This is a genomic window from Pseudomonas sp. TE12234, from assembly GCF_054061835.1.
Genome location: NZ_JBSSEP010000011.1, coordinates 214,090 through 225,263 on the forward strand (window position 1 = coordinate 214,090; position 11,174 = coordinate 225,263).

The 11,174-nt window shown below is 59.8% G+C and carries 9 protein-coding genes; 8 read left to right on the top strand and 1 reads right to left on the bottom strand.

The annotated features are described in order from the left end of the window. The first annotated feature begins 33 nt into the window (after positions 1-33). The 8 genes from ACVWYU_RS18715 to ACVWYU_RS18750 all read left to right on the top strand — a co-directional run bounded on the left by ACVWYU_RS18715 (position 34) and on the right by ACVWYU_RS18750 (position 10,343). Complete coding sequence (locus ACVWYU_RS18715; protein WP_457373386.1) at positions 34-1,884, top strand: IucA/IucC family protein; 1,851 nt, start codon at positions 34-36, stop codon at positions 1,882-1,884. A gap of 13 nt (positions 1,885-1,897) precedes the next feature. After that, positions 1,898-3,142, top strand: a complete 1,245-nt coding sequence (locus ACVWYU_RS18720; RefSeq protein ID WP_457373387.1) for an MFS transporter — start codon at positions 1,898-1,900, stop codon at positions 3,140-3,142. Between the two features lie 141 nt (positions 3,143-3,283). Next, complete coding sequence (locus ACVWYU_RS18725; RefSeq protein WP_247256970.1) at positions 3,284-3,799, top strand: sigma-70 family RNA polymerase sigma factor; 516 nt, start codon at positions 3,284-3,286, stop codon at positions 3,797-3,799. Beyond that, a complete protein-coding gene (locus ACVWYU_RS18730; protein ID WP_457373388.1) occupies positions 3,800-4,777 on the top strand; it encodes a FecR domain-containing protein in 978 nt (325 codons plus the stop codon). A 94-nt stretch (positions 4,778-4,871) separates the two neighbouring features. Then, positions 4,872-7,286 carry a TonB-dependent siderophore receptor gene (locus ACVWYU_RS18735; RefSeq protein WP_457373389.1) on the top strand — a complete coding sequence of 805 codons (2,415 nt, stop codon included), beginning with the start codon at positions 4,872-4,874 and terminating at the stop codon, positions 7,284-7,286. Between the two features lie 62 nt (positions 7,287-7,348). After that, complete coding sequence (locus tag ACVWYU_RS18740; protein WP_457373390.1) at positions 7,349-8,536, top strand: ABC transporter substrate-binding protein; 1,188 nt, start codon at positions 7,349-7,351, stop codon at positions 8,534-8,536. Continuing rightward, positions 8,533-9,594: a FecCD family ABC transporter permease gene (locus ACVWYU_RS18745; protein WP_090322925.1), complete on the top strand. Its 1,062-nt coding sequence runs from the start codon at positions 8,533-8,535 to the stop codon at positions 9,592-9,594. The genes ACVWYU_RS18740 and ACVWYU_RS18745 overlap by 4 nt, the downstream gene beginning before the upstream one ends. After that, complete coding sequence (locus ACVWYU_RS18750) at positions 9,588-10,343, top strand: ABC transporter ATP-binding protein (protein ID WP_248915928.1); 756 nt, start codon at positions 9,588-9,590, stop codon at positions 10,341-10,343. Before ACVWYU_RS18745 ends, ACVWYU_RS18750 begins: the two co-directional genes overlap by 7 nt. A 45-nt stretch (positions 10,344-10,388) precedes the next feature. Here ACVWYU_RS18750 and ACVWYU_RS18755 read toward each other — a convergent pair. Then, positions 10,389-11,174 (bottom strand): heavy metal sensor histidine kinase (locus tag ACVWYU_RS18755; RefSeq protein WP_457373391.1); only part of this gene is annotated, 786 nt, incomplete at its 5' end.

Genomic DNA, 11,174 nt, shown 5'->3' on the forward strand with positions numbered 1-11,174 from the left:
TATTCACATTATTTCGACGAGCAGACCGCTGATATGGATGACTTCAAGACACTGATCGCCTATTCCCGTAAAAACGCCATGCGACGTTTGATCCGTTGCCTGTTTGCGGAAAACATCCTTGATCGTTCGAGCCTGATTTTTTCGGCTGAAGGGAATCAGGCCACCTACCCGCTGAAGGATGCCCGCGCCCACCTGTTTTTCTCCGACATCGCCAAGGGTCCGGCCGATACCGTGGTCAATGACGGTGATGTGGTGCTGTTGACGGACGAAGGCGTACGCCAGGTGATCACCCGCCATCAGGATTTGCTGGATGTGCTGCGCGACAGCTTCGACTTCGAGCCGACCGACGAAGGCGTGGCCGGGCTCAAGGCCGACATGGAAAACAGCCTGACCAACGATGCCCACGCCCGTCAGCATCGCCAGCAATGGAACGCGCGAATGGAGCAGGCAGCCAGGGATCAGGGCGTCAACAGCTTCACCGACTACCTGCGCCAACATACCAATACCAAAGACGCCGCCATCCTTCTGGACCAGTGGGGTTCGCTGGAAGGCCATCCGTATTACCCGACGTGGAAATCCCGTCCGGGCCTGACCGATGCCGAAGTCGAGCAACTGTCACCCGAGTTCAATGCCCAGGTACCACTGCGCATCGCCTCCTTGCGGGCCGAGCATTCGAAAAGCGAAAGCATGCCGCACGTGACCGGTTACCACGAATGGTTCGCCAGCCACTTCCCGGCGCAATGGGAGCAATGGAAAGCCTCGCTCAACGGCAAAGGGCTGGATGAAACCCAGTGGCTGCCGCTGCCGATTCACGCCTGGCATTTGCAGGCCTATGTGCTCAAGACGTTTGCGGCGGAAATTGAGGAAGGCATCCTGATCACCGACGGCCCGGACATTCAAACCCTGCCGACCATGTCCTACCGAACGATGATGCCGGTACTGGACGATTGCGCACCGCTGATCAAATTGCCGATCGCCGTGTGGATGACCAGTGAATTGCGCAGCCTGCAAGCCAAATCGATTCACATGGGGCCGCGTATCAGCACAGTCATCACCAGGATTCTGGCGGCCGAAAACGGCCTCGATCAGCGTCTGGAAATTTTCCCGGAAGAGATAGGCGTGCGTTACAGGAACGCGGTCACTCAGGAAGATCACCCAGGCCGCCATCTGTCTGTGGTCTATCGCGCCAGCAAACCAGCGTTCGAGCGCAACGACCATTGTCTGCCGATTACCGTGGCATCACTGTTCACTCGGTTGCCCGGCAGTGGCCGGCCGTTGTTCACCGATCTGATCGAGCGGGATGGCGCCAGGGCCAATGCTGATCAGGTTGAAAGCTGGTTCCGCGAGTACGCCAAAGTGGTCACCCACCCGGTGGTGGCGATCTACCTGTTGTATGGCATCGGGCTCGAAGCGCATCAGCAAAACACCATGGTGCTGTTCTCCCCCGATGGCAAAGCACGTAGTCTGCTAATCCGCGATTTCGGCGATGGCAGGACTTACGCTCCGCTGCTGGAAGCACGTGGCTACACCCTGCACCCGCATGTGCAGCCGGGTATTCTGCCGACGGTATTCTCAGGCGATATAGAACCGGTACGCATGTTCGTGCTGGACGCGGCGTTCCTGACGCATCTGCACGAAATGGCCCTGTGGTTGACCAGGGAATACGGATTGAACAACAGGCGGTTGTGGGAGGTGCTGCGCGAGCAAACCGATCTTGCATTCGCGGCCGTACGCGACCGGGTCTCGCCAGATCTGTGGGAGGTGGAACATCAGGCGTTTGTGGAAGATCCGTGGCCAACCCGGTCGTTGTTGCGCATGCACTTGATGCAGTACTCCAACTATCGTTTGCAACACACCCTGACCAACCCGCTCGCTAGCGTTTAATCGAGGCTGTCCCATGTCCCATGCAGGTGTCGTCCAGGGTTCAAGCGTCAGAATCCTGATTTATCTTCTCTTTGCGATCCAGTTGGTCTCAATGGGTGCGATGGAAATGAGCGGGCCCTTCTGGCCCGTCCACCTGCGTGGGCTGACCTCCTCGGAGTCGGTGTTCAGCTTCGCCAGCATCGCGGTGTACGTCGGGCCGATGCTGGGCATTATTCTGACCAGTGCGTTCTGGGGCCGTATCGGCGATCGCTACGGCCACAAGTTGATGATGATCCGCGCCCTCGCCGGCTTGTCGTTGACCCAGCTTGGGCTGGCACTCTTCAGCGATATCTGGGTGATTCTGATCCTGCGTTTTCTGCAAGGCGCTTTCGCCGGGTATATCGCACCGGCCCAGGCGTATGGCGTCAGCATTGAAGCCCCTTCGCGGCGCGCACGGCTGTTCGCCATCCTGCAGATCTCCACCAACGTCGGCTCGTTACTCGGCGCGGTTGTGGGCGGACTGATCCTCGACTACGCGACGTTCTTCTGGATCAACATCATTGCCTCGGCACTGTGCGCGGTATGCACCGTGGTGGCGGCGGTTACCTTGCCCGATGTACCGCCGGTAAAGAAAACACCGGTCGCAGACAACGCGACACCGGCCAGCCGCTCGGCCAGCGTCTGGCAAGGTTCACCGTTACTGTCGTTACTGGGTGTGATGGGCATTCTGCTGCTGGCGCGCATGCTGCCGCAGACGTCTTTCTCGCTCTACGTCAGCTCGGTGTTCGAGGTCAGTCACTCGGTGGTCGGCCTGTGCTACGGCTTGTTGGCGCTGGGTTTCATTCTTTCCGCAACGGCCTGGTCGCGTTATTTCGAACACCGCACCGAGCAGGAAACCCTGCACCGCCTTACCTACGTCGTCATCGGCTGTATCGCCCTGACGGGGGTGGCAGGCGTCACGCACAACCCTGTGGTGTTTGTCATCGCCTACTTCATCTGGGGTGTGCTGCTGGGGGCCACCACGCCAGTGCTCATGGCGTTGATCTCGAAAACCGCCGACAGCTCGCAACAGGGTCACGTGCTGGGGATTGCCCAGGGCACCGCGCAATTTGCTTCGATTGCGGGGATCTCGGCCGGTGGTTTGCTCAGCCAGGTCTATGGCTTGCAATACACCTACCTGTTTGTTTGCCTGGCCTACGTGGTGGCACTGATCCCGATTGTCGCGCTGCGTTACTGGCCTGCGCAGATGCAACCGAGTCATGCCCCGCCCGGGGATTGATCAAGCAGACTGGCGTTGAACGACGATCCAAGCACTGATCCGCCTGCCACGCGACTGAGGGATACCTGATCGCTGCTTGCGTCCTGGACGCTTTGTAATCTAGCATTGGGAATACTTCTCAATTGCATAAAGTCCGCAGCCATGAGCGAAACCCTTTGCGCGAATAACGACGATCACCTGCGTGCGATCGAAGCCCTGTACAGCGGCCACCACGGCTGGCTGTATGCGACGCTGAGAAAAAAACTGGGGAACGCCATGGATGCGGCGGATCTGGCACAGGACACCTTCACTCGCATCCTCGCCTCCCGGGTCACTGTCATCGAACAACCTCGCGCGTACCTGAGCTGCGTGGCCAAGGGCATCCTGATCAACTGGTACCAGCGCAAGGCACTGGAACGCGCCTATCTGGATGCCCTCGCTCATGTACCCGCAGCTGAAGTGCCTTCGCCCGAATTGCGCTTCATGGTGCTGGAGACCCTGCACGAAATCGATGCGATGCTCGATGCCCTGCCGCCCTTGGTCAAACGTGCGTTCCTGCTCTCGCAGATCAGCGGCCTGAAATACGACGACATCGCCGAACAACTGGGCGTGTCACTGATCACTGTCAAACGCTACATGAAGCAAGCCTTCGTGCAATGTCTGTTGTTGGTGGCGTAAATGCTCAGTCGCCGCCAAGAGCCGCCTCCCGATCACCAAGCCCTTGAAGAAGCTGCAGACTGGCTGATGCGCTTGAGTGGGGGCGAACTCAGCGACACGGAACGTGCCGAATGGGAATGCTGGAAAGTCAGCACGCCCGAGCGTGTTCGTGCCTGGGGGCGCGCTCAGTTATTGCAGAGCAAATTCGGCGGCCTGCCACCGTCACTGGCGATGTCGGCACTGGATCGACCCAGCAGCCCGCAACGTCGCGCAGCGCTGGGCAAACTGGCGATGATTCTGGCGATCCTGCCGGCCGCTTGGGGCAGCTGGAAGCTGGCAGAATCCCGGCAGTGGTCGGTCGACTATCGCACGGCCATCGGCCAGCGACGCGAATTGACGCTGGCCGACGGCTCGCACATCACCTTGAACACCGATACGGCCATCGACGTACTGTTCGATGCCCACCAACGGCTCATCCAACTGCGCGAAGGCGAAATACGGGTGCAGACCGCGCCGGATATGTCCCCGATGACGCGGCCTTTCGTGGTCAGCACCCGCCAGGGCCGAATGCAGGCACTGGGCACAGGGTTCACCGTTCGAGAACTGCAGTCACGCACTCACCTTGCGGTGCTGGAAGGCGCGGTGCAGGTCGAACTCGCCGACAATCGCCAGGGATCGCCATTCATCATCAACGCCGGACAACGCACCGACTTTTCGTCCGATCACTTTGGCCTGCTCACCGCCACCCCTCGCTACATCGACGCATGGACCCAAGGCATGTTGATGGCCGACAAGATGCGCCTGGCCGACTTCGTCGCCGAACTGACCCGCTATCGCCGCGGCTTCGTGCGCCTCGATCCGGCGATTGCCGATCTGCGCATTTCCGGTGCCTATCCGATCAGCGACACCCAGCGCACATTGAACATGTTGGCGCAGACCTATCCGATCCTCGTCAGCGGCCACTTGAATGGCTACTGGATCACGCTCTCTGCGGCCTGAGCCAAAAAAAGTGCACGCAGGTGATACTTTTTTTGATCTCGACTGGCTATGGGGAAGAAGAACCTTTCCGTCCTGTTTATAGGCTCGTCCATTAATGCTCGCTGCACGCCTCCTGCGCCCGGATCGTCAGTTCACCCCAGTTTTTCGCAGTGCGTTGCTAAGCCTCGTCCTGGTCGGTGCCGCTTGCCCGATTGCCTTGGCCGCCGTGCCTGCGCAACTGGACGCTGTCGCGGTCCGTGCCTATGACATGCCTTCCGGGCCACTCGGTGCGGCCCTGTCGAGCGTCGCCGTGGATGCCGGCATCGCGCTGTCGTTCCAGCCATCGTTGACTGAGGGCCTTGTCAGCCCCGGACTGACCGGCCATTACTCCACCCAGGAAGCGGTCACTCGCTTGCTGGCGGGCAGTGGCCTGGACATGGTGTTGCGCAGCGACGGTAGCTACACACTGGTGCGGCGCCAGCTGACGCTGGATGAAACGGCGGTCATCGGCACTGACAAACGTATCGACACCCTGCCGCCTGTGTATGCCGGTGGACAGGTCGCCCACGGCGGGCGCCTGGGCATGCTAGGCAACACCGATCTAATGGACGCACCCTTCAGCGTCAGTACCTACACCTCGACGTTGATCAAGGATCAACAGGCCGTCACCGTTGGCGATGTGCTGGAGCGCGACTCATCGGTGCGCTCCACGGGGCAGGCGGGAGGCATTGTCGACTCGTTTTTCATCCGCGGTTTTCCGGTCGGTGAAGGCAACCTCGGTGAATTGGCGTTCGACGGCGTATACGGCGTGGCGCCCAACTATCGGGTGTTCACCGAGTACGCCGAGCGTATCGAACTGGTCAAAGGTCCCGCCGCCCTGCTCTACGGCATGTCGCCCAACAACGCTGTCGGCGGTGTCATCAACGTAGTGCCCAAGCGCTCCCTCGATGAGGACCTGACGCGTTTCACCGCCCGTTATGCCATGAACTCGCAGATGGGCGGCCACATCGATGTCAGTCGGCGCTTTGGCGAGGAACGCCAGTTCGGCATGCGCATTAACGGCAGCACTCGGCAGGGCGACACGGCGATCGACGATCAATCCCGTCACGTCGACATCGGCGCCCTGTCCCTCGACTATCAGGGTGAACGCCTGCGAACCACCCTTGACTGGCTCAACCAGAAAGAACGCTTCGACGCCGCCTCACGGCCGTTTCTGATCGCCCCGGGCGTGGACATTCCGTCCGCCGCCAATGGCCGTACGAACGTGAGTCAGGAATGGGGCTGGTCCGAGACCCGTGACAAATCGGCCCTGCTCAGCGGCGAATACGACCTCAGCGAGGCATTGACCGTGTTCGCCCACGCCGGCGGTGGACAATCGAATGTCGCGCGAATGTCCGACCAGACCCCGACCATCATCAACGCGGCCGGCGACACCTCTTCTGTTCCCGGCTATTACAAATTCGAAGTCGAGCGTTACACCGTCGACGCCGGCGCACGCCTGCGCTTCGACACCGGGCCGATCAGTCACCGTGCCGCCCTGCAGGTCACCCGTTATCGGGATGTCCTGTCCCGGGGGATCATTTCCGGACCGCCCATCCTGTCGAATATTTATCACCCGGTGGATCGCCCGAAACCCGAAATTCCCAAACCGGACACGACCAAAGTGTCCGAGAGCGAACTGACCGGGGTGGCCCTCGCCGACACGCTGTCAGTGATGGATGAGCGCATCCAGGTAACACTCGGTCTGCGCAAGCAGAACATCCATTCCGACAACTACAACACGGCCGGCAGGGTCACCACCTCTTACGACGACGGTAAAACCACGCCACTGTTCGGTGTGGTGGTCAAACCCTGGGACCACGTTTCGTTCTATTACAACGACATCGAAGGCCTCGGCAAAGGTGACATTGCGCCCTCCACCGCGTCGAACGCCGGCGAGGTCTTTGCCCCTTATGTCTCCCGACAACAGGAACTCGGGGTCAAGGTCGACTACGGCACCTTCACCTCGACACTTGCCTTGTTTGAAATCAAGAAGCCCAGTGGCGAATTGGTCTCCGGTGTGTTTTCGGTGCAGGGCGAGCAGCGTAATCGCGGGCTGGAGCTGAATCTGTTCGGTGAAGTCGCGCCAGGCACACGCCTGCTCGGTGGCGTCACCCTGCTCAATGCTGAACTGAGCAAAACCGGCGTAGCCGCCAACCGTGGCAACAAACCGGTCGGCGTGCCGCAGGTTCAGGCCAACCTCTGGGCCGAATGGGATACCTCGTGGGTCGAAGGCCTGACGCTCACCGGTGGCGCGATTCACACCGGCAGGCAGTACGTGAACCAGGCCAACACCCAGCAACTGGAAGACTGGACCCGCTTCGATGTCGGCGCACGTTACACCACTCGCATCGATGAACGACCGACCACGTTTCGCGCCACCGTGCAAAACGTGCTCGACCACGAATACTGGTCGGGCGTCGCCTCCTACGGCGCGTTCTCCCAGGGTTCACCGCGCACTTTATTACTGTCGGCGACTGTCGATTTCTAAAACGTTCAGCCCGGCAACGGTGTCAGCCGTTGACCGTTCTGACTTTTGCAAAGGCTTTGACCATGGTGATTTTTGATCGACGCAGCCACGCTTTCGCTGCGCTGCTTTTGGCAGGACTGCTGAGCCTGATAGTGCTTTCCCTTGCACCGCGCAGCGTGCTCGCCAATCAAGCGGATCCGGCGCTCACTGAGGTAACCGATCTGCTGGGGCGCAAGGTCAAGGTGCACTTGCCGGTCAGACGCGTCATTCTCGGTGAAGGCCGGCAACTGTATCTGGTCGCCGCACTGGACACACAAAACCCCATCGAGCGCATCGTCGGCTGGCGCAAGGATCTGATCCAGTCGGACCCGGACACCTATGGCGCCTACCTGCGCAAATTCCCCGACATCGCCAGGATCCCCACCTTCGGCGGCTTTGAAGACGGCACCTTCGATATCGAGCAGGCCATATCGCAGCGCCCGGACGTGATCATCCTCAATATTGAGGCGCAACATGCGACCGAAGATGCGCGCTACATCGAGAAGCTCGACGCCCTGGGCATCCCGGTGGTTTACGTCGACTTTCGCAACAACCCGATCCAGAACACCGAGCCGACCATGCGCCTGTTCGGCCGACTGTTCGGTAAAGAGCAACGCGCCGAAGCCTTCATCGATTTTCGCAACCGGCAAATTCGTCGCGTCACCGACGTCATCGAGAAACAACACCCGCCCCGCCCCAGCGTGTTCATTGAGCGCATTGGAGGCTATACCGATGATTGCTGCCTGAGCTTCGGCAACGAGAACTTTGGACTGTTCGTCGATATGGCCGGCGGCAACAACATCGCCCGCCACATCATTCCCACCACGTTCGGCCAGTTGAACCCCGAGCAAGTCGTCGCCTCCAACCCGGCGCATGTCGTCGTCACGACCGCTAACTGGGAAGCCTTTGCACCTGGCGGGCATTGGGTCGGTGTCGGCCCGGGCGCGGACATGGCGCAAGCCAGAAAAAAACTTGCCTGGTACACCCGGCGCCCCGCCTACGCCGGTATCAAGGCTCAGGACGATCAAGCCTTTCACGCCATCTGGCATCAGTTCTACAACAGCCCCTACCAGTTCGTCGCCATCCAGCAATTGGCGAAATGGTTCCATCCGACACTGTTTGCCGACCTGGATCCGGACGCGTCATTTCGCCAATTGCACGAGCGCTTCCTGCCGGTGCCGTATGAGTCGGGTTACTTTGTCAGCTTGCGCAAGCCGGAGGTCAAACCATGAGCTCATTGACCGACGCCGTGGTCGCCCAGCGCGAAACCTATCGTCGCCTGGTGCTACGTAAACGCCTGATTCTCCTCGGGCTGGTGATCTTGCTGTTGTGCAGCGTACTGCTCGATCTGGCGCTGGGGCCGGCGAGTTACAGCTTCAACGAAGTACTCGGCGCCCTGTTCTCGCCCGACAGTGCTTCAGCGCAAGTGCGCGTGGTGATGTGGGACATCCGCCTGCCGGTGGCCCTGATGGCCGTCGCCGTCGGCGCGGCGTTATCGCTGGCTGGCGCCCAGATGCAGACGATCCTCAACAACCCGTTGGCCAGTCCGTTTACGTTGGGCATTTCCGCCGCTGCCGGTTTTGGCGCGGCATTGGGGCTGGCGTTCGGTGTCGCGCTGTTCCCGCTGGCAGCGCAGTACATGGTGCCGTTGAACGCGTTCATCATGGCCATGGTGTCGGCGCTGTTGATCCATTTTTTGAGCATGCGTCGCGGCGTTACCGCCGAAACCATCGTGCTGCTCGGCATTGCCCTGGTGTTCACGTTCAACGCGCTGTTGGCGCTGGTGCAGTTCTTCGCCACCGAGCAAGCCGTGGCCGCCGTCGTGTTCTGGACGATGGGCAGCCTGACCAAAGCCACCTGGCCGAAGCTCGGCGTGATCTGCCTGGTCATTCTCATCACCCTGCCGATCTTCGCCAAACGCGCCTGGGCCCTGACGGCCCTGCGACTGGGCGATGACAAGGCCGCCAGTTTCGGCATCAACGTGCGCCGCCTGCGTTTTCAGACATTGATCATGGTCAGCCTGCTCGCCTCGTTTCCAGTGGCTTTTGTCGGCACCATCGGATTCATCGGGCTGGTCGGCCCGCACATCGCCCGCATGCTGATCGGTGAAGACCAACGGTTCTTTTTGCCTGCCTCGTTGCTGACGGGCTCGTTGATTCTTTCGGCGAGCTCTGTGGTCAGCAAAACCCTGATTCCGGGCGCGATATTCCCCATCGGCGTCGTCACTTCACTGATCGGCGTGCCGTTCTTCATATCCTTGATTCTCGGCGGGAAGAAAAACTCATGGTAAAGCTTCAGCTGGAAAATCTCGGCGCACGCTACGGCCAGCGCGAGATCATTCGCGGTGTCACGACCGCCACTTTTTTCGGTGGACAGGTGGTCGCGGTGGTCGGGCCCAATGCCGCAGGCAAGTCGACGTTGTTCAAACGCATGGCCGGACTGATCGACGGGCCCGGGCATGTCATCCTGCAAGACTCGAAAAAAGGCGCCCAGGGCATTAGCTACATGCCCCAGGGTTTGAATGCCAGCGCTCGACTGACGGTCTACGAATCGGTGCTATTGGCGCGTAAACAACTGACCGCGGGCTGGGTCGTACACGATGATGAATTGAAACGGGTCGACGAGATTCTCGCGGCGCTGGGCATCACCGGACTGTCGTTCCGCAACCTTGGCGAATTGAGCGGCGGTCAGCAACAATTGGTCTCGATCGCACAAACGCTGGTACGCGAGCCGGAAATCCTGCTGATGGACGAACCGACCAGCGCCCTCGATATGCATCGGCAGGTGCAGGTGCTTGACTTCATGCGCACACTGGCCCGCAAGCGCGAGGTCATTGTGTTCATTGCCATCCACGACCTGAACCAGGCACTGCGCTTTGCCGACCAGGTGCTTGTTATCGCCGACGGCACCACTCAAGGCAGTGGTCCAGGCAACGAGGTCATTACCCGACAGATGTTGCGTAACGTCTACAAGGTCGAAGCACGCATCGAACAGTGTAGCCGCGGGCTGCACCATATCCTCATTGACGATATCGTTTAATTCGCCAGCATCCGCTGTGTCAGGTGCAATACCTTCGGTTCGAGTTCAGGCACGCTTAAGGGGAAACGCCAAGTGAAAGCTTGTACCTGCTTCAGTGCTATCAACGCTTACAGAACCGCCATGCAGTTGCATGATTGAGCGCACAATGGCCAATCCCAGACCACCCGAGTCGTCGGGCTGATTACGTGAAGGGTCGCACCGGTAAAAGCGCTCAAACAATCGCGGCAGATGTTCTGCTGCAATCGGCTCGCCGTGGTTGTGCACCGTAATTGCGAGCGTGTCTTGCGTCACCCTGCTGCTGATCGTCACTGCAGATTCGGGAATGGCATAGCGCAATGCGTTGGCCAGCAAGTTTGCCAATGCTCGACGGATCAAGCCTGGATCCCCCATCAACTGATCCTGAGTCTGGTTAAGCAGTTGCACATCTCGCTCTTGCGCCACGCCTTCGAAATACTCACAGAGCTGCTCAATCAGATCGTGCAGGTTGATTTGCTCGAGGTTTACGCAAGCGTTGGCCTGCTCGGTGCGAGCGAGAAACAGCATGCTGTCGATCATTCGTGCCAGCCTTTCATACTCTTCCTGATTGGAAACCAGCAGGTTCTGATAGTCCTCGATAGAGCGACTGCGCCTCAGGGCTTGCTGGGTATGACCCATCAGGTTACCGAGCGGGGTGCGCATCTCATGGGCGAGGTCTTCCGAGAAACGTGAAAGCTGGGCGAATCCGTCCTCAAGGCGGGCAAGCATCTGGTTGAGGGCGCTACAGAGCAGCTTGAGCTCATTCAGTTCATTGAACTCATCCAGCCGCAGATGCAGATGCTGCACGTCAATTGC

Coding starts and splice junctions, on each gene's coding strand:
- ACVWYU_RS18735 (WP_457373389.1), top strand. CDS start 4,872: ATGCTCGCTGCACGCCTCCTGCGCCCGGATCGTCAGTTCACCCCAGTT.
- ACVWYU_RS18715 (WP_457373386.1), top strand. CDS start 34: ATGGATGACTTCAAGACACTGATCGCCTATTCCCGTAAAAACGCCATG.
- ACVWYU_RS18720 (WP_457373387.1), top strand. CDS start 1,898: ATGTCCCATGCAGGTGTCGTCCAGGGTTCAAGCGTCAGAATCCTGATT.
- ACVWYU_RS18740 (WP_457373390.1), top strand. CDS start 7,349: ATGGTGATTTTTGATCGACGCAGCCACGCTTTCGCTGCGCTGCTTTTG.
- ACVWYU_RS18725 (WP_247256970.1), top strand. CDS start 3,284: ATGAGCGAAACCCTTTGCGCGAATAACGACGATCACCTGCGTGCGATC.
- ACVWYU_RS18730 (WP_457373388.1), top strand. CDS start 3,800: ATGCTCAGTCGCCGCCAAGAGCCGCCTCCCGATCACCAAGCCCTTGAA.
- ACVWYU_RS18750 (WP_248915928.1), top strand. CDS start 9,588: ATGGTAAAGCTTCAGCTGGAAAATCTCGGCGCACGCTACGGCCAGCGC.
- ACVWYU_RS18745 (WP_090322925.1), top strand. CDS start 8,533: ATGAGCTCATTGACCGACGCCGTGGTCGCCCAGCGCGAAACCTATCGT.